This is a genomic window from Streptomyces caniscabiei (assembly GCF_014930365.1).
In the GTDB taxonomy this organism is placed as follows: Bacteria; Actinomycetota; Actinomycetes; order Streptomycetales; family Streptomycetaceae; genus Streptomyces; species Streptomyces caniscabiei.
Window position 1 is genome coordinate 659979 of sequence record NZ_JABXWI010000004.1, and the last position, 23007, is coordinate 682985.

22 protein-coding genes and 1 pseudogene are annotated in these 23007 nt (G+C 72.5%); 12 read left to right on the top strand and 11 right to left on the bottom strand.

The annotated features are described in order from the left end of the window. Positions 1–14 precede the first annotated feature (14 nt). A complete protein-coding gene (locus tag HW837_RS14560) occupies positions 15–641 on the bottom strand; it encodes an antibiotic biosynthesis monooxygenase (RefSeq protein ID WP_196788878.1) in 627 nt (208 codons plus the stop codon). A gap of 294 nt (positions 642–935) precedes the next feature. On the opposite strand from HW837_RS14560, the gene HW837_RS14565 reads away from it, so the two are divergent. Further along, entirely contained in the window at positions 936–2345 is a 1410-nt protein-coding gene (locus HW837_RS14565; protein WP_093790552.1) for a pyridoxal phosphate-dependent decarboxylase family protein, read from the top strand. 125 nt (positions 2346–2470) lie between these two features. On the opposite strand, the gene HW837_RS14570 is transcribed toward HW837_RS14565, so the two are convergent. Continuing rightward, complete coding sequence (locus HW837_RS14570) at positions 2471–2848, bottom strand: MerR family transcriptional regulator (protein WP_045560117.1); 378 nt, start codon at positions 2846–2848, stop codon at positions 2471–2473. A 75-nt stretch (positions 2849–2923) separates the two neighbouring features. Here HW837_RS14570 and HW837_RS14575 point away from each other — a divergent pair, with 75 nt between their 5' ends. Further along, positions 2924–3652, top strand: coding sequence for an SDR family oxidoreductase (locus HW837_RS14575; protein WP_045560116.1), 729 nt, complete (start codon positions 2924–2926; stop codon positions 3650–3652). Between the two features lie 127 nt (positions 3653–3779). Here the strand turns inward: HW837_RS14575 and HW837_RS14580 are convergent, their stop codons facing one another. Beyond that, positions 3780–4598: an SDR family NAD(P)-dependent oxidoreductase gene (locus tag HW837_RS14580; RefSeq protein WP_045560115.1), complete on the bottom strand. Its 819-nt coding sequence runs from the start codon at positions 4596–4598 to the stop codon at positions 3780–3782. Between the two features lie 75 nt (positions 4599–4673). On the opposite strand from HW837_RS14580, the gene HW837_RS14585 reads away from it, so the two are divergent. Further along, complete coding sequence (locus tag HW837_RS14585) at positions 4674–5255, top strand: hypothetical protein (protein ID WP_193379603.1); 582 nt, start codon at positions 4674–4676, stop codon at positions 5253–5255. Here HW837_RS14585 and HW837_RS14590 read toward each other — a convergent pair. The 3 genes from HW837_RS14590 to HW837_RS14600 all read right to left on the bottom strand — a co-directional run bounded on the left by HW837_RS14590 (position 5246) and on the right by HW837_RS14600 (position 8056). After that, positions 5246–6160 (bottom strand): SDR family oxidoreductase, encoded by a 915-nt coding sequence (locus HW837_RS14590; protein WP_193379602.1) that lies wholly within the window; start codon positions 6158–6160, stop codon positions 5246–5248. The two genes, HW837_RS14585 and HW837_RS14590, sit on opposite strands and share 10 nt — an antisense overlap. Positions 6161–6338: 178 nt before the next feature. After that, positions 6339–6968, bottom strand: a complete 630-nt coding sequence (locus HW837_RS14595) for an MBL fold metallo-hydrolase (protein WP_045560112.1) — start codon at positions 6966–6968, stop codon at positions 6339–6341. Then, on the bottom strand, positions 6968–8056 hold the full coding sequence (locus HW837_RS14600; protein WP_033528607.1) for an S-(hydroxymethyl)mycothiol dehydrogenase: 1089 nt from the start codon (positions 8054–8056) through the stop codon (positions 6968–6970). Before HW837_RS14600 ends, HW837_RS14595 begins: the two co-directional genes overlap by 1 nt. Before the next feature lie 253 nt (positions 8057–8309). Between HW837_RS14600 and HW837_RS14605 the strand changes: the two are divergent. Next, positions 8310–9671: pseudogene (locus HW837_RS14605) on the top strand (rhodanese-like domain-containing protein); the annotation flags it as partial. 470 nt (positions 9672–10141) lie between these two features. Then, positions 10142–10897 (top strand): sulfite exporter TauE/SafE family protein, encoded by a 756-nt coding sequence (locus tag HW837_RS14610; protein ID WP_045560111.1) that lies wholly within the window; start codon positions 10142–10144, stop codon positions 10895–10897. A gap of 59 nt (positions 10898–10956) precedes the next feature. On the opposite strand, the gene HW837_RS14615 is transcribed toward HW837_RS14610, so the two are convergent. After that, positions 10957–11244: a metal-sensitive transcriptional regulator gene (locus HW837_RS14615; protein ID WP_045560110.1), complete on the bottom strand. Its 288-nt coding sequence runs from the start codon at positions 11242–11244 to the stop codon at positions 10957–10959. A gap of 69 nt (positions 11245–11313) precedes the next feature. On the opposite strand from HW837_RS14615, the gene HW837_RS14620 reads away from it, so the two are divergent. Beyond that, on the top strand, positions 11314–11913 hold the full coding sequence (locus HW837_RS14620) for a rhodanese-like domain-containing protein (protein WP_193379601.1): 600 nt from the start codon (positions 11314–11316) through the stop codon (positions 11911–11913). Between the two features lie 2 nt (positions 11914–11915). Here the strand turns inward: HW837_RS14620 and HW837_RS14625 are convergent, their stop codons facing one another. Further along, the gene (locus HW837_RS14625) at positions 11916–12494 is read right to left on the bottom strand and encodes a transketolase (protein WP_093790549.1); all 579 of its coding nucleotides are present in this window, start codon (positions 12492–12494) and stop codon (positions 11916–11918) included. Positions 12495–12782: 288 nt separating this feature from the next. Here HW837_RS14625 and HW837_RS14630 point away from each other — a divergent pair, with 288 nt between their 5' ends. The 4 genes from HW837_RS14630 to HW837_RS14645 all read left to right on the top strand — a co-directional run bounded on the left by HW837_RS14630 (position 12783) and on the right by HW837_RS14645 (position 18238). Continuing rightward, positions 12783–13553: an isopentenyl transferase family protein gene (locus HW837_RS14630; protein WP_193379600.1), complete on the top strand. Its 771-nt coding sequence runs from the start codon at positions 12783–12785 to the stop codon at positions 13551–13553. Continuing rightward, a complete protein-coding gene (locus HW837_RS14635) occupies positions 13550–14890 on the top strand; it encodes an FAD-binding protein (RefSeq protein ID WP_045560106.1) in 1341 nt (446 codons plus the stop codon). Before HW837_RS14630 ends, HW837_RS14635 begins: the two co-directional genes overlap by 4 nt. Continuing rightward, on the top strand, positions 14881–16389 hold the full coding sequence (locus HW837_RS14640; RefSeq protein ID WP_045560105.1) for a TIGR00730 family Rossman fold protein: 1509 nt from the start codon (positions 14881–14883) through the stop codon (positions 16387–16389). The genes HW837_RS14635 and HW837_RS14640 overlap by 10 nt, the downstream gene beginning before the upstream one ends. An 88-nt stretch (positions 16390–16477) precedes the next feature. Further along, a complete protein-coding gene (locus tag HW837_RS14645; protein ID WP_093790547.1) occupies positions 16478–18238 on the top strand; it encodes an ABC transporter ATP-binding protein in 1761 nt (586 codons plus the stop codon). Between the two features lie 27 nt (positions 18239–18265). On the opposite strand, the gene HW837_RS14650 is transcribed toward HW837_RS14645, so the two are convergent. Beyond that, the gene (locus tag HW837_RS14650; RefSeq protein ID WP_045560103.1) at positions 18266–19726 is read right to left on the bottom strand and encodes an aldehyde dehydrogenase family protein; all 1461 of its coding nucleotides are present in this window, start codon (positions 19724–19726) and stop codon (positions 18266–18268) included. 184 nt (positions 19727–19910) lie between these two features. Next, the gene (locus HW837_RS14655) at positions 19911–20207 is read right to left on the bottom strand and encodes a hypothetical protein (protein ID WP_045560102.1); all 297 of its coding nucleotides are present in this window, start codon (positions 20205–20207) and stop codon (positions 19911–19913) included. A gap of 205 nt (positions 20208–20412) precedes the next feature. On the opposite strand from HW837_RS14655, the gene HW837_RS14660 reads away from it, so the two are divergent. After that, positions 20413–20778, top strand: coding sequence for a nuclear transport factor 2 family protein (locus HW837_RS14660; protein ID WP_045560101.1), 366 nt, complete (start codon positions 20413–20415; stop codon positions 20776–20778). 154 nt (positions 20779–20932) lie between these two features. Continuing rightward, a complete protein-coding gene (locus HW837_RS14665; protein WP_193379800.1) occupies positions 20933–22162 on the top strand; it encodes a glycosyltransferase in 1230 nt (409 codons plus the stop codon). Between the two features lie 101 nt (positions 22163–22263). Here the strand turns inward: HW837_RS14665 and HW837_RS14670 are convergent, their stop codons facing one another. After that, positions 22264–22941: a TetR/AcrR family transcriptional regulator gene (locus HW837_RS14670; RefSeq protein ID WP_193379599.1), complete on the bottom strand. Its 678-nt coding sequence runs from the start codon at positions 22939–22941 to the stop codon at positions 22264–22266. Positions 22942–23007 lie beyond the last annotated feature (66 nt).

Sequence of the window (23007 nt, forward strand, 5' to 3'; positions counted from 1 at the left end):
CTTCGTTCTCGGACCTAGGCGGTCCGTCGTTTGTGCCGGCCGCGCAACGCCTGCAACGGCGGGTACAGCCATTTCTTCAAGAATCTCTGGAGTCTCGGCATGAGAATCCAGGTGACGATGGCTGCCACGGTCAGACACAGCAGAAGTGTACGGAAAAGCGGATTCAGGTCGTTGAGATAAGGAAGTATCGCCTGGTTGAACAAGAACACGGGCGGAAAGACCGCACCGGAATTCACCAACCAGAGTTTCCATTTCGGGGGTGGCCCCGGAGGTCCGGCCGGTGTCGGGGCCCGGGCGCTCTGGGAGTCGAACCAGGCCTTGGAGCCCACGATGCTCCGCCGGCCGGTCTCCTGCGCCAGTCCGTCGGCGCGGGCCGACCACTGTGCCCAGACCACGGAATTCTCCCAGGTCCGGGCTGATTCCTCGTTGTCGAAGCGGTAGACCACATGCCACTCACCCTCTCCGTCGACGAGTACGCCACCCCCCAGAAAACCCGGCTGCTGCGCACTGGTACGCAGCGCGGCCCACCCCCAGGAGTGGAAGTCGGCCTCGCGCCCCGGCACCACCTGGTACGCGACGGTGACGGTAACGGGATTCCTGCTCACGGTGTCGAATACGTGAAGACCATCGGCGCCGTTCAAGCCTCAACGAAGTTTTTCGACGGTGTCCGGATAGCGCCCATATGATGGTCTTTCAGATACCTTGGCGGCTTCCGTCACGCGGGTACGGCGGGGTAACTTCCGGTAATTCCTGGAAGCGCTTGCCCACCCGGCCGAAATAGGCGCATCATTCGCCTCCGAACTCCGGTGAATTACCTGAATACGAAGGAGGACCGCGCGGTCCGCGTGGCCGGTCGCGCGTCGGCGCGCCGAGAGGGCCACTTCCCCGCAGGTGGACCGGGACCGCGGTCCGCTCCCCGTCCTACGCTGCCGATCATGGACCCCGTACTCGCCGACGACCTCTCCCGGCTCCCCGAACTGCTGCAGGCCGCCCGTGACTTCGCCGCCGAGGAGGTGGCGGGGCTCGCGGACCGGCCCGTCGCCCGGCCGGACGGACGGCCCGGGACCGTGCCGCTCCCCCTCGAAGGCGTCGGCGCGGCGGGGGCCCTGGCGGAGTTCGCCGAGCGCTGGGCCGGCGGCTTCTCCGGATCGGCCGGCCCCCGCTACCTCGGTTTCGTCACCGGCGGGGCCACCCCGGCGGCCGTCGCCGGGGACTGGCTCACCAGTGCGTACGACCAGAACGTCTCCGGCGGCCAGGACTCCTCCGCGAGCGCCCTGGAACGGCAGACCCTCCAGTGGCTGCGGGAGTTGTTCGGGCTGGGCCCGGAGTACGGCGGTGCCTTCGTGACCGGGGCGACCGTCTCCAACACCGTGGGGCTCGCCGTGGCCCGCGAGTGGCTCGGCGAACGGCTGGGCGTGGACGTGTCCCGGGAGGGCGTCGCCGCCCTCGGCCCCGTCGACGTGCTGTCCGGCAGCCCGCACTCCAGCATCACCAAGGCGCTCTCCGTGCTCGGCGTCGGCCGCGACCGGCTGCGGACCGTCCCTCTGCTGCCCGGAAACCGGGAGGCGGTGGACGTGACGGCCCTCGACGCCGCCCTGGAGGCGCTGGACGGGCGGCCGGCGATCGTGGTGGCCAACGCCGGAACCGTCAACTCGGTCGACTTCGACGACCTCCGCGCCATCGCCACGCTCAAGGAGCGTCACGGCTTCTGGCTCCACGTGGACGCCGCGTTCGGCGGTTTCGCCGCGCTGTCGCCGTCGTACGCGCATCTCGTCGACGGTCTCGACGCCGCCGACTCGATCTGCGTGGACCTCCACAAGTGGCTGAACGTGCCCTACGACGCGGCCGTGCAGTTCACCCGTCGCCGGGACCTCCAGGTACGAGTCTTCCGCAACGACTCCCCCTACCTCGGCATCCCCACCGGCGAGCCGGACTTCCTGCACCTCACCCCGGAGAACTCCCGCCGGCTGCGCGCCCTCCCGGCCTGGTTCTCCCTCATGGCGTACGGCCGGGCCGGGCACCGCGAGATCGTCGAGCGCAACGTCACGCAGGCCCGCACCCTCGGTGAACGCCTCGCGCAGGCACCGGGGTTGACGCTCGTCGCACCGGTCCGACTGAACGTCGTCTGCTTCACCCTCGCCGAACGGCCCACCCGGGAACGGGTCCAGGCCCTGGCCGGGGCGATCGCCGCCTCCGGCGAGACCTTCGTGACCCCGACGGTCCTCCACGGGACCCACGCACTGCGCGCCGCGTTCAGCAACTGGCGCACGACACCGGCGGACACCGAACGGGTGCTCGACGCGGTGGTCGCGGCGACGAGGACGGTGACCGGCGCAGAGTCATGACCACCGCGGTCGCCGTAACCGCCGCCCGGACCACAGGACGGCGTCGCGGAGAGGCGGAAGCAATTCACGGGACAACCCTTGGACGGCGAGGTCAGATCGCTGATGGGACGTCCGGACGACCGCGTCTACGGGTGCGTGTCCGTGATCGCGATGACCTTGTCGAGGTGGTCCAGGGCGGCCTGTAGGTCGTCGATCTTGGCCTGGATGCGCTCGCGCTCGGTTCGCAGCATGGCTCGTTGCTCGGCGTCGGTGTGCCCCGAGTCCCAGCACGGCAGGAGTTCGGTGATCCTTCGGCTGGTGAGACCGGCGGCGAACATCTGCTGGAAGAAGCGGACCAAGGGGACGGCGTTCTGCCGGTACAGACGCTGGCCGGACGGGCTGCGCTCCGCGACGAGCAGCCCTTGCTGCTCGTAGTAGCGCACGGCGCGCACCGAGACGCCGGCGCCTCGGGCCACCTCGCCGATGCGGATCAACCGCTCGCCCGCGGCCACTGTGACAGTCATGGTGACTCCTCTCACCCCGGCCCTGACGACCAGCGCTTGCCTCTGACGTTAGCGTCAGGTTTTAGCGTAACGGCCATGGACATCAACAACTCCGTCGCCCTTGTCACCGGAGCCAACCGCGGCCTGGGCCGCGCCTTCGCCCAGCGCCTGCTCGAACGGGGCGCCCGCAAGGTCTACGCGACGGCCCGCCGACCCGAGACCGTGGACCTGCCCGGGGTCGAGGTGCTGTCTCTCGACATCACCGATCCCGCATCCGTGAAAGCCGCCGCGGCGGCTGCCCCGGACGTCTCGCTCCTCGTCAACAACGCGGGAATCAGCACGGGCACCGACCTGGTGACCGGTTCGCTGGACGCGGTGCGGCACGAACTGGAGACCAACATGTTCGGCCACCTGGGAATGATCCGGGAGTTCGCGCCGACGCTCGCCGGGAGTGGCGGGGGCGCGATCGTCAACGTCCTCTCCGCCATGTCGTGGTTCGGGGGCAAGGGCGCCAATGCCTACCACCTGACCAAGGCCGCCGCCTGGGCCATGACCAACGGCGTCCGCCTGGAACTCGCCGAGCAGGGCACGCTCGTCACAGCGGTACACCTCGGCCTGGCCGACACCGACATGGCGGCGGGCTGGCCCGTGGCCAAGCTCGCTCCGTCGGACCTGGCCGACGCGGCGCTCGACGGTGTCGAGGCGGGCGCCACCGAGATCCTCGCCGACCAGTGGAGCCGGGACGTCAAGTCCCGCCTGCCGCTGGCACCGGAAGAGTTCAACGCCGCGATGGGCCGCGCCCTGGCGGCGTTGATGGCTTCCTGATGCTGTGGTCGAGCAATCCGGCCTGCCGTTCGGTGGTCGGCCCGCCCCCGTGTGGATACCGCGTGCCTCCGGTGACATCGCGGTCGACGGCCGGCCGCCCACCCCCTACGACGCCACGAGTTCGACCTCAGTGGCCGCTCGAAGCCCCCTCCTCGTCCCGCCACGCGCGTGCCGCCCGGGCGAAGGCGGTGTTCACGGCCAGCAGGCCGCCGTCCACACGCAGGGTGGTGCCGGTGATCCACGCCGCGTCGCGGGAGGCGAGGAAGGCGACCGCCGCCGCGACGTCGGCCGGCTCGCCGACGCGGCCCAGGGGGTAGATCTCGGCGAGGTCGTGCAGGTGGGCCTCGCGACCCGCCCAGCCGGGGGTGCGGACCGTGCCGGGGGCCACCAGGTTGACGCGGACACCACGCGGCGCGGCGTCGCCGGCGAGGGTACGGGTGAGCGAGCCGAGGCCGGCCTTCGCGGCGCTGTAGGCGTGGTTGCCGAAGTCCTGGAGGCCGTTGACGGAGCCGATGTTGACGATGGCGCCGCGCCCCGAAGCCACCAGGTGCGGCAGGGCGGCGCGGGAGCACCGGAACGCACCGGTCAGGGTGAGGTCCAGGTCGCGGGCCCAGGTCTCGTCCGGGGTGTCCTCGAAGAGCGGCACGTCCGGGGTGCAGCCGAAGGCGTTGTTGACCAGGACGTCGAGCGAACCGAGGGCCGTCACCGCGTGCGCGACGGCCGCCTCGACGGAATTCCGGTCCCCGACGTCGCAGCGGTACGCCTCCGCGGCCAGCCCGCTCTCCCGCAACTGAGCCACCGTCCGCTCGGCCGACTCCTCGTCCACATCGGTGACGAGGACCCGCGCCCCTTCCTCGGCCAGCCGCCGGGCCGTCGCCGCGCCGATCCCGCGCGCCGCGCCCGTGATGAGAACCCCGTACCCCTCGAAGCGTCCCGTCGCATGCATACGGCAGAACGTACTCCGCGCCTCCCGTCGCCGGGACCGATGCGACGCGATCTTCGTCCCGGTTACGGTCTGATCATGTCAACTTTCATCCAGCAACTCCCGGCCCTGCTGGGCGTGGTGATCGGCGCGCTCGGCTCGTACCTGGTGGTGATGCGGGGCGAACAGATGCGATTCCGGCGCGAGCGGGAGACCCGCTGGGAGGAGCGACGGCTCTCGGTGTACGCCGACTGGGCGCGGGCCCTGAAGCAGTCCATCACGCTGACCTACCGGGTCGCCTCCCATCTCGGCAACGACCCGCATCCCCACCCGCTCTCGCCGGAGGAGGCCTCGCCCCTCATGGCGGAGGCGACGGTCGCCCGGGACCCCTCCGGCGAGGCGCTGCTGCTCCTCGGCAGCCCCGAGGTGGTGGAGAAGGCCCGTGCCTGGGTCGTCACGGTGATGCGGATGGAGGAGTTCCTGCGCGCCGGGACCCGCGATCCGCAGGCGTGGCAGGAGCTGCTGGAGCGGCAGCGCGCCGGGCGGGAGGCGTATTACGTCGCTGTACGGAAGGATCTGGCGCTCCCGGCCGGCCACGCCGCACGCTGGCAACTCCCGATGGCACCGGCCCACCTCGGTGACGGCCGCCCGCCGAACCCCGGTGACGGCGGTCAGCGGTAGCCGCTTGTGTCTGCCGGCTTGCCCGCGTCCTGTACCTCGACGATGTAGCGCCAGGCGTCCGGTCGGCTGCCGTCGAGGTCGGTGAAGCCGTAGGTCCGGGCGAGTGAACCGCTGGAGTGGGACTGCCCGTTGAAGCGGGCGACCTCCGGGTCGGCGGCGAGTGCGGCGACGGCCCGGCCGACGAAGCGGGGGGTCTCGGAGATGGCGAAGTGGGGGACGCGTTCGAGTGCGTCCCGCCAGTTCTCCTCGGTGACCCCGAAGTGGTCGAGCATCATCTCCGAGCGGAGCCAGCCGGGGGTGAGGGCCACGGCGGTGGCGCCGCGCGGGCCCAGTTCGTGGCCGAGGGCGAACGCCATGCGCAGGACGGAGGACTTGGCGAGGTCGTAGAAGAAGGTGGCACGGTAGTGGGCGCCGTTGTACTCGGCCGTGCCGTCGGTCATCTCCACGACCAGGCCGCCGGGGTTGCGCAGCAGCAGCGGCAGGGCGAAGTGGTTGGTGATGGCGTGGGTCTCGACGGCGAGGCGCAGCAGCCGCAGGCCGTTGTCGAGATCGTGCTCCCAGACCGGGCTCTCCCATTCGAAGAGCTTCTCGCCGCCCCAGACGTCGTTGACGAGGACGTCCAGTCGGCCCTGCTCCACGGTGATCCGGTCGACGAGGGTCCGGACCTGTGCCTGTTCGAGATGGTCGGTGGGTACGGCGATGCCGTGGCCGCCCGCCTCCGTGACCAGGTCGGCGGTGTCCTCCAGGGTCTCCGGCCGGTCGTACTCGGAGCGCCGCTCCCGCGTGGAGCGCCCTGTCACATAGACCGTCGCCCCGGCCGCCCCCAGTTCGACGGCGATCCCCCGGCCCGCTCCGCGCGTGGCTCCCGCGACCAGTGCGATCTTGCCGTCCAGCGGCTTCGACATGTCCGACCTCCATTGCGTACGAGTGCCACCTTGGCCGACGCCGGGGGTGTTCCGGCGTCCTCGACACGAGGGTGTCGTGGAAGCCGGACATCCTCTGTCGGGTTTTCCGTGGCCTTCAGGGCGCGCATGGCGGAGCCCGGCTGCCACGCCTTCTCGGCAGCCGGGCCCCTGGCGGTCGTCAGTGACCGCGCGCGATCCACTCCTGGAGGTGCGGGGCCTCCGCGCCGATCGTCGTCGGGTCGCCGTGGCCGGTGCGGACGACCGTCTCCGGCGGCAGCGCGAGCAGCCGGTCGCGGATGGAGTCGATGATCGTCGGGAAGTGGGAGTAGGAACGACCGGTGGCGCCGGGGCCGCCGGAGAAGAGGGTGTCGCCGGTGAAGACCGTGCCGAGGCCCGGGTCGTACAGGCAGACGGCGCCCGGCGCGTGGCCGGGGGTGTGCAGGACGGTCAGGTCGACGCCCGCCGCCTCGATCACCTGTCCGTCCGCCAGCCAGTGGTCGGGCAGCCGGTCGGGGTGGGTCTGCTTCCACAGCGGCAGGTCGTCCGGGTGGAGCCAGATCGGCGCGCCGGTGCGCTCGGCGAGGGCGGGGGCCGCGTCGATGTGGTCGTTGTGGGCGTGCGTGCAGATGATTGCCACGAGCCTGCGGTCCCCCACCGCCTCGGCGATGGCGTCCGCGTCGTGGGCGGCGTCGATGACGACGACCTCGTGGTCGTCGCCGACGAGCCAGACGTTGTTGTCGACGTCCCAGGTGCCGCCGTCGAGGCTGAACTGGCCCGAGGTGACGAGGTGTTCGATGCGGGCGGCCATCAGAGGGTCACCACCGATCGCAGGACGTCGCCGCCGTGCATCCGCTCGAAGGCCTTCTCCACGTCGTCGAGCCCGATGGTCTCCGTGACGAACGCCTCCAGGTCCAGGCGCCCCTGGAGGTAGAGGTTGATCAGCATGGGGAAGTCGCGGTCGGGCAGGCAGTCGCCGTACCAGGAGGACTTCAGGGCGCCGCCCCGGCCGAAGACGTCCAGGAGGGGCAGTTCGAGCTTCATCTCCGGGGTGGGGACCCCGACGAGGACGACCGTGCCGGCCAGGTCGCGGGCGTAGAAGGCCTGCTTGTACGTCTCCGGGCGGCCGACCGCCTCGATGACGACATCGGCGCCGAAACCGCCGGTCAGCTCACGGATCGCCTCGACGGGGTCGGTGTCCTTGGAGTTGACCGTGTGGGTGGCGCCGATGCTCTTGGCGGTGGTCAGCTTCCGGTCGTCGATGTCGACGGCGATGATCTTCTCGGCGCCGGCGAGCCGGGAACCGGCGATGGCCGCGTCCCCGACGCCGCCGCAGCCGATGACGGCGACGCTGTCCCCGCGCCCCACGTTCCCGGTGTTGATCGCGGCGCCGATGCCTGCCATCACCCCGCAGCCCAGCAGTCCGGCGACCGCCGGGGCGGCGGCCGGGTCGACCTTGGTGCACTGGCCGGCGGCGACGAGGGTCTTCTCCGCGAAGGCGCCGATGCCGAGGGCGGGCGACAGCTCCTGACCGGTCGAGGCGAGCGTCATCTTCTGCGTGGCGTTGTGGGTGGCGAAGCAGTACCAGGGGCGGCCCCGCCGACAGGCCCGGCAACTGCCGCACACGGCACGCCAGTTGAGGATGACGAAATCACCGGGGGCGACGTCCGTGACGCCCGCGCCGACGGACTCCACCACACCGGCGGCCTCGTGACCGAGCAGGAAGGGGAAGTCGTCGTTGATCCCGCCCTGCTTGTAGTGCAGATCGGTGTGACAGACCCCGCACGCCTGCACCTTCACCACGGCCTCCCCCGGTCCCGGGTCGGGCACCACGATCGTCTCGATCCGCACCGGCTCGTTCTTGCCCGGTGCGATCACGCCGCGTACTTCCTGCGCCATGGTGAACCTTTCCGTCGATCCATGAGAGAGCGGTCGCCCGCCCATGGTCACCCTACGGACTGACCAGCGAGTAGGGCCTCCCGAGCGGGCGAGGCCCTGGCCGAAAAGGTTGCCGGCGACACCGGTGTGCGCGCCGCCCCACGCGTCGACCGGAGCGCCAGGATACCCCCCTGGGTATTTCTGCTACGGTGGGCCATATACCCCCGGGGGTAAATCTCGGGCGTTCGGCGTGAACGAGGAGAGGAGCGCTGCCGTGTACTTCGTCGACACCATCGAGGTGCCGGGGCTGGGCAACCGGAGCTATCTGGCGGGCGGCCCGCGCGGTGCCGTGGCGGTCGATCCGCCGCGCGACATCGACCGGATGATCGGGGCCGCGGCCCGGCGGGGCGTGCGGATCGCGTACGTCGTCGAGACGCACGTCCACAACGACTACGTCACCGGCGGACTGCAACTCGCCCGGCTGACCGGTGCCGCCTATCTGGTGCCCGCCGGGGCGCGGGTCGCCTACGACCGGGTGCCGGTGCACGACGGCGACGCGGTGGAGATCGATGAGGGTCTGACCCTGCGGGCGGTCGCCACGCCGGGGCACACCCCGCACCACACCGCGTACGCGCTGGAGGAGGGCGGCACGGCGGTCGCCGCGTTCACCGGCGGGTCCCTGCTCATCGGCACGGTCGGACGGCCGGATCTCGTCGAGCCCCGGCTCACGGACGAGCTGGCCCGCACCCAGCACGCCTCGGCGCACCGGCTGGCCGAGGAGCTGCCGGACGATACGGCCGTCCTGCCCACGCACGGCTTCGGGAGTTTCTGCTCCGCCGGAGGGTCGCAAGGCGGAGCCACGACCATCGGGCGGGAGCGGGTCGCCAACGACGCACTGGTCAAGGACGCGGACACGTTCGTCGCGGAGCTGCTGGCGACGCTCGACGACGTTCCGGCGTACTACGCGCACATGGGGCCCGTCAACGCGCGGGGGCCGGCCCCGGTGGATCTGACGCCGCCCGCCCCGGCCGGGGCCGAGGAGATCGCCGCGCGGCTGGCGGCGGGCGAATGGGTGGTGGATCTGCGCCACCGGGTCGCGTTCGCCGAGGGACATGTGGCGGGGGCCGTGAACTTCGAGGCGGACGGGCAGCTCGCCACGTATCTCGCCTGGCTGCTGCCCTGGGGGAAGCCGGTGACGTTGCTGGCCGAGTCGCCGGAGCGACTCGCCGAGGCGCAGCGGGAGTTGGTGCGCGTCGGTATCGACCGGCCGGCCGCGGCGGCCACCGGGTCCCCCGCCGACTGGCTGCCCGAGGGCGACCGGCCGCGCTCGTTCCCGCGCGGCACCTTCGCCGGCCTGGCCGGGGCCCTCGACCGGGGTGGGGCGGTGGTCGTCGACGTCCGGCGCGCCGCCGAGCGCGCCGCAACCGGCCATGTCGCCGGCTCGGTGCACATACCGGTGCACCGGCTGCGCGACCGGCTGGCCGACATCCCCGAGGGCACGGTCTGGGTGCACTGCGCCGGAGGCATGCGCGCCGCCATCGCCGCGTCCCTGCTGGACGCGGTGGGCCGTGACGTCGTGGCCGTCGACGACAGCTTCACCGGGGCGGAGGCCGCCGGCCTGCCGGTGACGAGCCCGACACCGGAGCCGGCCCACCCGACCCGGGCCCTCGCCGCTCGGGCCGTCCAGGGCGCCGGACAGCCCGCGTCGCACGGCACCCCTGGCACCAGGTCGCCCGTGGCACGCGATGCCTCGGCCGTCGAGACGCCCGGACCGCCCGGGACGCCCGGGACGCGGGAGACCCCAGCAGCCGAGACCACCGGGACATGCGACCTCCCGGCACCCGGAACCACCAGGGCAGCCGGCCTGCCGACGACCGGAGCCACCGGAGCCGCCGGAGCACTCCACCTCCCGGCGCCCGAGACACGCGACGTTCGGGCGGACGAGAGGCCCGAGACACACCGCGCACCGGCGACCGGGACCGACAGCACCCCGGCAACCAGGACGCCCGCGACGCATACCACCCCCGCCGCGTCACCCGGCGGAGGCGTCCGACCGGGGCGGGGCGCACACCTCGACAGGGTCGGGTCGAGTCGCGTTTCCCCGGTATGACCGCGCTCGTGCTGGCGCTGGTCGCCGGGGCGGTGGTCGGGCTCTCACTCGGGGCGCTGGGCGGGGGTGGCAGTGTGCTCGCCGTGCCCGCGCTGGTCTATCTGCTCGGGTTCGCCCCGGCCGCGGCGGCCACCGCGAGCCTGGTGATCGTGACGGTCACCTCGGCGACGGCGCTGGCCGCGCACCTCCGGGCCGACACGGTCCGCCTGCGCGCCGGCCTGCTCTTCGCGGCGGCGGGCCTGCTGCCCGCGGCACTCGGCGGGGCGCTCTCGGCCGGACTGCCGTCCCCCCTGCTGACCGCGGCCTTCGCACTGACGGCCGGACTGGCCGCCTACCGCATGCTGCGCCCGTCGGGCACGCGACGGGAGGCGTCGACGGTACGACCGAGCCGGGTCGCCCTGTCCGGCGCGGGGCTCGGCGGCGTCACCGGCGTCCTGGGGGTGGGCGGCGGATTCCTCGCCGTACCGGCCCTGATGAACGTCGTGGGCCTGCGGATGCGCGACGCGGTCGGCACCGGTCTGCTCGTCATCACCGTGAACTCGTTCGCCGCTCTCGCGGGCCGGGCGGGGACCGCCGAGACCCTCGACTGGGCGGTCGTCGCCCCCTTCGTCGCGGCAGCCGTGCTCGGCGCCTGGGACGGCCGGCGGCTGGCCGCCAAGGTCTCCGGGGACACCCTCCGGCGGATCTTCGCCTGGCTGCTGCTGGCCGTGGCCACGGCCATGCTGATCGACGCGATCGCATCGACCGGCTGAGCCCGGCCACGGCGCGGGCCGCCCCGCATGGCGTCAGGCGGTTGACTGGACGCGCCCGTTCACGCCAGCGACAGGAACAACTTCTCCAGTCGCGCCCGCATCTGTTCGTTCGTCTCGCCGTTCCGCTCGTTCTTCTCGGCATCGGTGAGGCACTGCTGCAGCCCCGTGGCGATGATCGCGAAGCCCGCTCGGTCCAGGGCACGGGAGGCCGCGGCCAGCTGAGTGACGACGTCCTCGCAGTCGCGCCCCTCCTCGATCATCCTGATCACCCCGGAGATCTGCCCCTGGGCCCTCCGCAGCCGGTTCAGCACCGACTTGAGCTCATCACCCTCGAACTGCAGCTCCACGACCACCCACTCCTCTACATACCCTTGGGGGTATTTTACCGCCCCCCGCAGGAAAGGATCGCAGGCACCATGACAACCCCTCGCACTTCCCGCACCCCCGGCACCGATCGGCTCGGCGTCGGCGAGGCCCGGCGGCGGCTGCCGGAGCTGACCGTCATCGATGTCCGCACCCCCGGCGAGTACGCCTCCGGGCATGTCCCCGGCGCCCTGAACGTCCCGCTCGACCGCTTGGAGTCGGCCCTGCCCGCCCTCCGGAAGGCCGAGGCCGAGCTGCTGATCGTCTGCCGGTCGGGCGCCCGGTCGGAGGAGGCCCGCACACTGCTCACCCGGCACGGCGTCCCGGCTGCCGATCTGACCGGAGGCACCAACGCCTGGGCGGCCGAGGGGCACGAGCTGCACCGTCCGTCCGGTGGCGCGCGGGCCACGTGGGCGATGGAACGCCAGGTCCGTCTCACCGCCGGCGCGCTCGTCCTCGTCGGGCTGGGCCTCGGGCTCCTGCACCCGGCATGGCTGTCGCTGTCGGCCGCGATCGCCGGCGGCCTCGTCCTCTCGGCGGTCACCGACACCTGCGGCATGGCGGCGGTCCTCAGCAGACTGCCGCACAACCGCCCGCGGCCCGCGGATCTCGACACCACGCTCGCCGCCCTCGCCGCGCGCGGCGCTCGATAACGTCAGCGCATGAAGCCCCGCACGGCCCGGGCGATCTCGTTCTCGTCGAGGCCGTCCGCGTCGCCGAGAGCCAGGAGTCGGTGCGGTACGTGGACGAGGGTCTCGGCGACCTGGCTCGCCGAGGTGCCGGGCCGGCACGGCTCGACGAGGACGACGTCCGCGTGGTCGGCGGCGAGGACGGCCGTGCGCAGGCCGATCTCGTCGAAGGGGCGGATGGTGGCGGCGTAGAGGACGGCGAGGTCCATTCCGGCGGTGGCGCGCAGCACGGGGTCGAGCGCGGCGCCCACGGCGAGCACGACGCCGTCGAGTCCCGGCCGCACGAGACGGAAGCCGCCGGTGGCCTCGTACGGGGAGGCGTTGGAGCGCGCGGAGACGTGGACGTACGCGCGCTCCCCGTGGGCGAGGGCGGTGGTGACCGTGTGCCGCACCTCGTCCGGGTGGCCGGGGATGTACACGGTCCAACCGGGGGTGGCGGCGTACCGGTTCAGTTCGTCGACGGCTCCGTAGCCGACGAGCACGGCACCCCTGTCGCGCGGCGCGGGGACGGTCCCGGTGAGCGCGTGCAGCATGTCGGTCCGCATGGGAGGGCCCTTTCTGTTAACGGATTGTTTCGTCGGGACAGAAACATGAGAAACAAGTGAGACAGCGCGGTCGATAAACGCTTCCGCAGGTCTCTCATATCTCGCCCGGCAGCTCGGAATCCAACCTTCCGCCCCCTGCAATTCAACCTTTAACCAAGCGAGAGGAAAGTAGCCATCTCTTTGCCTTGAGAAGGCGTACTTCTGGTGTTTGCACGGACCCGTACCTGCGTAACTTGATGTTGATCAACTCACTCGTGCAAGCTCCGGAACCAGGAGGCGGCGCCAGCCATGGCCGACAGCGGAACACCTTCCGAGGCACCACCCTTCGTCCACCTCGTCGCCGGGCCGACCGGCGTCGGGAAGAGCGCGGCGGCCACGGATCTGGCCCGGGTGACCGGCGCCCCCGTCGTCGTCGCGGACCGGTTGCAGTGCTTCACGGACCTGGCCACCACGAGCGCCCGAGCGGGCGCGGCGGTGCCGGGGGTCCAGCGGTACTGGCTGGGCGACCGCACGGTGGCCGACGGCGACCTGTGTGCGGCACAGGCGACGGACGCGCTGGTCACGCTGGTGGAGAAGCTGGGTGCCCGGCACCGCTTCGTGATCGTCGAGGGCGGCTCGATCTCCCTGCTGCGCGAGCTGTCCGCCCGCCGTGCCGACCTCGGCTGGCGGCTGACCGTACGGCTGCTGCGGGCCCCCGGGCGCGCCGAGTACGTCGCTGCCCTCACCCGTCGGGCCCGGGTGATGCTGGCGCCGCCGGCCCCCGAGCGGGGTCTGCTCGACGAGCTGGCCACCCTCTGGCAAGATCCGCGGCACCGGTGGTTCGCCGCTTCCGTCAACGGTTTCGAGGCCGTCCTGGAATGCTGCGCGAAATATTCACTGGATGTGGAGAACCTGCACAGACGGGATCTGCCCGAGCACATCCTGACGCGCATGGCGGGTTTGATTGCCGAGCGGCACGCCGAGCACGGTTTTCTGCAGCAGCAGGTGTTCTCCGAAATTTTCGAGACCCGGATTTCCGGGGACGGATTCGACCTCGGAAAACTGGAGCGTGCGGCATGACCGCGGTGTCCGAATTCACCCCGCCGCCGGACACCGCCGCGCGGCTCGCACGGGCCGCCGACGATTTCGGTCATATCGTCACCTCGCGCCCGCTGAGCGTGTGCACGCCCACGTCGGTCGCCGAGATCCAGGACGTCCTCGCCCACGCCGGCCCGCGCCGACTGCCCGTCGCGGCGCGCGGCGGCGGCTACGCGCTGTACGGGCAGGGGCAGGTCGACGGCGGCTGCGTCGTCGACATGGGCGGGCTGGACGAGGTGCGCTGTCTGCCGGAGGAGCGGGTGCTGGTCGCGGGCGCCGGCGCGCTCTGGAGCGATGTCGTACGCGCCGCCCTTTCCGAGGGGCTGACCCCTGCGGTCCTCCCCGACCACCTCGGCGGCAGTGTCGGCGGCGTGCTCACCACCGGCGGCTTCGGCGGCTCCAGCCACCGGTACGGGCTGGTCGCCGACCAGGTGCGGGAGCTGGACGTCGTCACGGGCGCCGGTGAGGCGGTCACCTGCTCCCGCGACCGGAACCGGGACCTGTTCCACGCCGTCCTCGCCGGTCTCGGCCAGTGCGCGCTGACCGTCCGGGCCACCCTCCCGCTGCTGCCCGCGCCCGCGCTCGTGCGCCGCTACCGTCTCTGTCACCAGGACCCGGCCACGTACTTCGCCGATCAGCGGCGGCTCGCCCGCGACGACCGCTTCAGCCATGTGTGCGGGCAGGTGCGACCGGCCCTCGGCGGCAGCTGGGACTACGTGGTCGAGGCGGTCGCCCCGCACACGGACCGACTGCCGGACGACGCCGCGCTGATCGGCGACCTGGCCCACGACCACGACCTGGAGGAGATCGAGGACCTCGCGTACGAGGAGTATCTGCGGCGCCTGGACCGCGACGAGCGCATCCTGCGGGTGACGGGCGAGTGGGGCCGTCCGCATCCGTGGCTGACCCTGCTGCTGCCGGAGGAGGCGGCCCCCGCCTTCGTGGCGGAGGTGCTCGCCGACGCGGCCCAGCACGGGCTGCGCACCTGCGGGACGGTCCAGCTGCGTCCCCTCGACGGCACCGCCCTGCGCGCCCCGCTGCTGCGCAGGCCGCCGGGCGAACGGCTCTGTCTGCTCTCGCTGATGCGCACGGCCCCGCCCCAGGACCCGGACCGCGTCCGGCGGCTGGTGGCGGCCAACCGGGCGGTGTACGAGCGGGCGCGGCGGCTCGGCGGTGTGCTGTACCCGGCCAGCGCGGTGCCGATGACGCCGGAGGACTGGCGGGCGCACTTCGGTCGCGCCTACGACGGGCTGGACCGGGCCAAGGGGCACTACGACCCGTATCGCGTCCTCACCCGGGGGTACGGGCTGTGGCGGTGAAGGGGGTGACGGTGTTCTGCGGCGCCTCGCCAGGACACCGCCCGGAGCATCTGCGCTCCGCCGCCGAACTGGGCGCCGCGCTCGCCGGCGCCGGGCTGCGGCTGGTCTACGGCGGCACCCGCACCGGGCTGATGGGGGCGCTCGCGGACGCGGCCCTGGCCGGCGGGGGCGCGGTGACCGGTGTGGTCCCGCGCCGGATGCTGCCGTACGAGATCGCGCACACCGGGCTCGACGAGCTCGTGGTGGTGGACGGCATCCATGAACGCAAGGCTCGGATGGCCGAGGGGGGCGACGCGTTCGTGGCGCTGCCCGGGGGTCTGGGGACGCTGGAGGAGTTGTCCGAGGTGCTGGCGTGGGCGCAGCTGCGCATCCACCGCAAGCCGTGCCTGCTCCTCGATCCGACCGGCTTCTACCGGCCGCTGCTCGACTTCCTGCGGCACGTCGGGGACGAGGGCTTCCTGCACCCCGGCGATCTGGAGCGGCTCGTGGTGTGCGGGTCGGCGCGCGAGGTCGTCGATCGGCTGACGGCCGGGTCGGCGCGGGTCCCGGCCGGCTCCGCCCCGCCCGGGCTGGGCCGGACCGCGTTCCTGTTCTCGGGCGGGGGTTCGCAGCAGCCGGGCATGGGGCGCGAACTGTATGACTCCCGGCCGGTGTTCACGACGGCCCTCGACGAGGTCTGCGCGGCCCTGGACCCGTACCTCGACGTACCGCTGCGGGACGTGATGTTCGCCGAGCCCGGGACGCGCACGGCCGCGCTGCTCGACCGGATCGCGTTCGCCAACCCCGCGATCTTCGCTCTCCAGGTGGCCCAGTACCGCCTCCTGGAGAGCGTGGGCCTCACACCGCAGGTGCTGTTCGGGTACTCGGCGGGCCGGATGGCCGCCGCCCATGCCGCCGGGGTCTTCTCGCTGTCCGACGCGTGCCGGGCCGTGGGCACGCTGTCCCGGCTCATGGGCGCGATCGCGACGCCGGGGGCCATGGCGGCGCTGGAGGTGACCCCCCAGGAGCTGGAGCGGGAGCCGGGAGTGGTGGTCGCGGCGGTCAACGGACCCCGGGCCCTGGTCGTCTCGGGCGACCGGGACGCGGTGACGGCGGTGCACGACGGCTGGGCGGACCGGGGCCGCCGCACCCGGCTGCTGCGGGTGGGCCTGGCCGCGCACTCGCACCACCTGGATCCCGTCCTGGACTCCTACCGCGCCACCTTGGCGACCATGGACCTGCGGGCCCCGCGCGTCCCGCTGATCTCGGACGTCACCGCGCGCCCGGTCGGCGCCGAGGCCACCGAACCGGAGTTCTGGGTACGGGAGTTGCGTGACCCCGTGCGCTTCTCGTCCGCGCTCGACCTGATGCGCCGGGACGGTGTGCAGGCCTTCCTCGAACTGGGTCCCGGCGAGGTCCTGGCGCGCATGATCGACGAGTACCCGCCGGACGACGGAGCCGACGGGGGACCGGCCGTGCTCACCGTCGCCCGGGACTGGAGGACGCTGCTGGGCGGTTGACAGCCGTTCCCGGTGCTCCTCACCCCCGACGTAGGCTGAAGCTCCGCGCCCCGGTCCCCACTCCCCGACCGACCTGCCGAGGAGCCCTGTGAGCACCCCTGAGACCACCGCCGAGCGGCAGCCACCCACCTGGCGGCTGCTGCTCGGCTATGTACGGCCCCATCGTGGGGCACTGCTGCTGGGCGCGCTGCTGTCCCTGGTCACCGGGGCGACCGGCCTGGCCCTGCCGTTGGTGGCCCGGGAGCTGATCGACGACCTCTCGCACGACCGGACGATCACCTGGGCGCTGGCCCTGATGTCCGCGCTGGTCGTCACCAACGCGGCGTTGGGCGCCGTGGGTTCGTACGTGCTGCGGCGCACCGCCGAGTCGGTGGTGCTCGGCGCGCGGCGCGCCCTGTCGTCGTATCTGCTGCGGCTGCGGATCACGGCGGTGGACCGCAGCGAGCCGGGCGACCTGATGGCGCGGATCACCTCCGACACCACGCTGCTGCGCGAGGTGACCACCGACACCCTGGTGGGCCTCGGCACCGGCGGACTGACCCTGGTGGCGACGGTGGTGCTGATGGGTCTGGTGGACCCGGTGCTGCTGGCCGTGACCCTGGGCGTGATCGTGGGCGCGGGCGTGGTGTTCGGGGTGATCGTGCCGCGTATCAACCGGGCGAGCAAGGCCGCGCAGGACGCGGTCGGCGCGATGGGCGCCTCGCTGGAGCGGATCCTCGGCGCGCTGCGGACGGTGAAGGCGTCCGGCGCCGAGCACCGTGAGGAGGAGACGATCCACGCGGCGGCCGAGGAGTCGTGGCGGCAGAGCGTGCGGGCCGCCAAGTGGTCGGCCGCCGCCGGGAACACGGCCGGGCTCGCCATGCAGATCGCGTTCATCACGGTGCTGGCGGTGGGCGGCGCGCGGGTCGCGACCGGCGCGATCGACGTGGGCACACTGGTGGCGTTCCTGCTGTACGTCTTCTATCTGATGTCGCCGATCCAGCAGGTCGTGGGCGCGATCACCCAGTACCAGACGGGTGCCGCGGCGCTCGCCCGTATCCAGGAGGCGCTGCGGCTGCCCGCCGAGCCGGCCTCCGTACCGGCTCCGCTGCCGTCGCCGGACGCGGAGCCCGCCGCCCTCGCCTTCGACGAGGTCCGTTTCCGGTACGCCGACGACCTGCCGTACGTCCACCACGGGGTGACCTTCGAGGTCCCGGCGCGGGGCATGACGGCGTTCGTGGGCCCGTCGGGCGCCGGCAAGACCACGGTCTTCTCGCTCATCGAACGGTTCTACGACCCCGAGGCGGGTCTCATCACGGTCGACGGCCGCGATGTCGCCGAGTGGGAGCTGTCCCGGCTGCGGTCCGCGATCGGGTACGTCGAACAGGACGCGCCCGTGCTGTCCGGGACGCTGCGGGACAACCTGCTCCTGGGCAACCCGCGCGCCGACGAGGGCGACCTGACACGGGTGCTGAAGACGACCCGGTTGGACGGTCTGGTCGCCAAGCTCCCACAGGGGTTGGAGACCCTGGTCGGACACCGGGGCACCAAGCTCTCCGGCGGAGAGCGGCAGCGGGTCGCCATCGCGCGGGCCCTGCTGCGCCGCCCCCGGCTGCTGCTGCTCGACGAGGCGACGAGCCAGCTGGACGCGGTGAACGAGGCGGCGCTGCGCGACACGGTCGCCGACGTGGCCCGTACGACGACGGTGCTGGTCGTGGCCCACCGGCTGTCCACGGTGACGATGGCCGACCGCATCGTGGTCATGGACGCCGGCCGGGTCCGCGCGGTCGGCACACATCGCGAACTGGTGGCCGCCGACCCGCTGTACGCGGAGCTGGCGGCCACGCAGTTCCTCGCGACGGCCGGATAGCCGGAGCCCCCGGAGGGGCCCCGGGGGTCAGAACGGGAAGTGCGACTGCTGGCCGGCGATGGTCACCCAGCGGGTGTTGGAGAACGCCTCGATGCCCCAGCGTCCGCCGAAGCGGCCGTAGCCGGAGGCCTTGACACCGCCGAAGGGGGCCATCGGCTCGTCGGCCACGGACTGGTCGTTGACGTGCACGATGCCGGTACGGATCCGGCGCGCGACGGCCAGTCCGTGGGTGGCGTTCTCGGTGATGATGCCGCAGCTCAGGCCGTTGTCGGTGTCGTTGGCGACGGCCACGGCTGTGGCGTCGTCGGCGAACGACTGCAGGACGCAGAGCGGGCCGAAGGACTCCTGGTAGTACAGGTCGGCGTCCTGGGGGACGTCGGTGAGCACGGTCGCCGGGTGCACCGAGCCCTCGGGCTGCCCGCCGCCGGTGAGCACGGTGGCGCCCTTGGCGACGGCGTCCTTGACCAGGGCGGCGATCCGCTGGGCGGCGTCGGCGCTCACCAGGGGGCCGACCACCGTGTGCGGGTGGTTCGGGTCGCCGGCCTGGAGCGTGGCGACCTTGGCGGTGAACTTCTGCGCGAACTCCTCGGCGAGCGACTCGTGGACGAGGATGCGGTCGCCGGACATGCAGATCTGTCCGGCGTTCATGAAGACGCTGAAGGTGACGGCGTCGACGGCGTAGTCCACATCGGCGTCGGCGAGGACGATCACGGAGTTCTTGCCGCCCAACTCCAGGACGGCGGGCTTGAGATGACGGGCCGCGTGCTCGCCGATGATCCGGCCGACACCGGTGGAGCCGGTGAAGTTCACCGCGCGCACCCGCTCGTCGGAGATCAGCGCCTCGGCGATCCGAGCCGCGTCCTCGGGGGCGTTGGTGACGACGTTGAGCACCCCGTCGGGCAGCCCCGCCTCCCGGAACACGTCCGCCACGAGCAGCCCGCAGGCGATCGGGGCGTCCTCGCTGGGCTTGACGACGACGGTGTTGCCCGCGGCCAGCGGCGCCGCCACGGCCCGGACACCGAGGATGACCGGCGCGTTCCACGGGGCGAACGCGGCGACCACGCCCAGGGGTTCGCGTACCGCGAGGCCGAGCGCGCCCTCCTTCTGGCTGCTGAGGACCTCGCCGCGCGGCGCGGTGATCGCGGCCGCGGCCTCGCGCAGGATGTTCGCCGCCAGCGCCACGTTGAAGTACGCCCACGGCCGTGTGCCGCCCGCCTCACGGGCCATGATCTCGGCGACCTGGTCGCCCCGGCCCTCCAGCAGGTCGGCCGCCTTGAAGAAGATCGCCCGCCGGGCGAACGGCGCGAGCGCGGCCCACTCCTCGAAGGCGGCGTCGGCGGCGTCCACGGCTCGCCGGACGTCCTCCGGCCCGGCCGCCGCGACCGTCGCGTACACCTCCCCCGTGTACGGGTCGAGGTCCTCGGCGGTGCGGCCGGACGTGGCGGGCACGTCCTTGCCGCCGATCAGAAGGTCACGGGTGATGGCCATGATGCGGCTTCCTCGGGGTACGTATCGACGACGGTACGTGATCGAGCATGATCGCTCGTGAACGTTCGTAGTGCGAAATTCAATTACGTTACTGTTCCGTGATGCTCTGCCCGGCCCCCGGGCATGTCAAGAGCCCCACCGCGACGAACGCGGCGGGGCTCCGGAACGGACGCGGCCGGCTTCGCTACTCGATGGCGCCCAGCAGGCCGAGGGCGGGGGCGGCCATGTCGGTGACCTGGTGCAATTCGTTGAGCCGGTTCAGTTCGTGCACCTGGTTGAGACTCTTGAGCTGCTGCGAGGGGCGCGGCAGGGCCGCCCGCTGCTCCTCGGGAAGATCGCTGACGGCGAGCGAGTCCAGCGTGGTCATCGGGTTGAGCCGCGTCGCTTCCGCGACGGCGTCCGCGTTCGCCATCGGTGCGGCCAGGCCCGTGACACCGACGGCGAGACCCACGGCGGCGACGATACGTCGAGTTGAGATCATGCCCTCAGCAACGCTCGCCGGGCCCCTGCGGTCACGGCCGCTCACCCGTGAGGCGCAGGGGCGGACGGGAGAGGAGCACGACGCTGTTCGACGCGTGCCCGCGCCTGCGCTTGCCGAGTCCCGCCGGACGGGGGAGCCTCGAAGGAGAGGCCGTTCGCGGCCCGTTCACCCATGCCGGGCCACGGCCTTTCGAAGGAGGTCACTCATGGGCACCTCGACCAGCCCCGCCTTCGACGTCGAAGCGCTGCGCAGGGGCACGGAGGAAGCGAACGCGGCGACGCTGACGTCGCTCTACGCGGACGACGCCGAACTGCGCGTCGTGGACCGCAACACCCAGCCCAGCCACCCCAAGGTCCTGCACGGCCGGTCCGAGATCGGCGCGATGTTCGACGACGTCTGCAGCCGGGAGATGACCCACAAGGTCGAGCAGTGCCTGGTCCAGGGCGACCAGGTCGCGTTCACCGAGTCCTGCGAATACCCCGACGGGGTGCGGGTCCTGGCGAGTTCCATGATCTCCCTCAAGGACGGGAAGATCGTCGACCACACGATGGTCCAGGCCTGGGACGAGTGACCGCCCGGGGCGCCGCGTCGCCCCGGACCGCTCACGGCGGATCCCCGGCGGCGCGGTGCGCTTTCGGACAGGGGCTCTTTCGGGTCATCGCGGTGCCGTCCCCCTGACGGGCCGCGGTCGCGCGGCCATACTGACGGGCGTGCGTGTAGCGATCATGACGGCGGGTTCCCGGGGTGACGTGGCGCCGTACACCGGACTCGGACACGGGCTGGTGCGGGCGGGGCACGAGGTCACCCTGGTGACGCACGCCCGTTTCGAACCCCTGGTGGCGGGTTCGGGGGTCGCCTTCCACTCCCTGCCCGTGGATCCCCGGGCGGAGCTGGAGTCGGAACGCGGGCGGGGGCTGCACCGGAGCGCCACCGGCGCCGGGAAGCTGTACCGGGCGGCGGAGATGGCCAGGAGCCTGGTGGGACGGATGGCCGGCGACCTGGTGGCCGCCGCCCGCGCCAGTGACGCCCTGCTGCTGGCGGGCACCCTCGCGCCCCTCGGCCACACCATCGGCCAGGGCCTGTCGATCCCGACGCTCGGTGTGAACCTCCAACCCCTCGCGCCCACAAGGGAGTTCGCGCCCCCGATGACCGGCGTGCGCTCCTGGGGCCCGGTCGGCAACCGGGCGGCCGGGCACGCGGTGAACACGGCCGTCGAATGGATCTTCGCGGAGGAGGTACGCAGGCTGCGCGCCGAGTACGGGCTTCCGCGCACCGGCCGGACGGCCGCACGGCGGGCCCGTGAGCGGCTGGGCCGGCCGGTGTTCCACGGCTTCAGCCCCCGGGTGGTGCCACGGCCCGGGGACTGGCGGGCCGGGCTGGACGTCACCGGTTACTGGTGGCCGTACGACAGCGAGGACCGGCTGCCGGCCCCGCTGCTGGACTTCCTCGACGCCGGTCCGCCGCCGGTCTTCGTGGGCCTGGGCAGCGCCACCGTGCCCGATCCCGAGCGGATGAGCGAGGCGGTCGTACGGGCCCTGCGGGCGGCCGGGCTGCGCGGGGTGATCCAGCGCGGCTGGGGCGAACTGCGGGGCGAGGGCGACGACATGTTCACCGTGGGCGAGGTCCCGCACTCCCTGCTCTTCCCGAGGACGGCGGCCGTCGTCCACCACGCGGGCGCGGGCACGACGGGCGCCGGCCTGCGCGCCGGGGTCCCGGCGGTGCCGGTGCCCGTCCAGTTCGACGAGGGTTTCTGGGCGGCCCGCCTGGTCGCCCTCGGGGTGTCCCCGGGCGCCGTACCGCTGCGCGGCTTCACCCCCGCCGCCCTGACGGCCACCCTGCGACGGGCGACCACCGACCCGTCCTACGGCCGTCGCGCCCGCGCCCTGGCCGACGAGTTGCGCAGGGAGGACGGAGTGGCCCCGGTCCTGACGGCGGTGAACCGACTGGCGGGCTGAGGGCGTGAAAAGCAGGGGCGCAGCCCCTGCTTTTCAGGGGCGCGGGGAACTGCGCGAGAAGCCCCACCGGACCCGCATCCGAAGAACCACCCGGCCGTCCCCTACCGTTCCACCTCTTCACCCTCCCCCGGTCTCCATCCCACCGGTCGCAGTATCCCCAGCAGCAGCCGGACCAGTTCGTCGACCACCTCGTCCAGCGGGGCATCGACCCAGCCGGCCTGCCAGTCGTGGAGGAGGCCGTTGACGCTGCCGATGAAGGCGGTCGCGGCGATGCGGTAGTCGCGGTGGACGGCCTCACCGCGCTCCGCCGCCGCGGTGGCCTCGGCGCAGATGAAGTCGACCCAGCGGGCGCGGCGTTCGAGGCGCTGGCGCTCCATGCGGGGGCTGACGCCGACGATCTCGGTGAAGGTGATGCGCAGCCGGCGCGGGTCTCCGGTGACATTGGCGGCGTACGCGAGGAACGCCGCGGAGACCCGCTCGGCGATCGGCCGCCCCTCCGCCGTGGCGAGTCCGGCGAGCGCGGCCTCCTCCGCCCAGTCGTTGACCCGTAGGTGGAGGGCGGCCAGCACGTCCTCCAGGGAGTGGAACTCCTCGTAGAACTGGCGGGTCGACAGTCCGGCGGCCTCGCTCAGGGCCGCGATGGTCGTCGCCCGGAAGCCGGGAGTGTCGCCGAAGAGTTGTAACCCCGCGTCGAGGAAGCGGTCCCGGCGCTCGGCCCGGCGCTCCGCCGCGGATCTGCCCCCGTAACGGCCGGTGGGCTGTTTGAGCCTGCCCGACACGTTTCTCCTCCCGACGGAACCTCACCGTGCACGGCCGATGCGGCCGTCGCTCGATTTTGTCGTGTC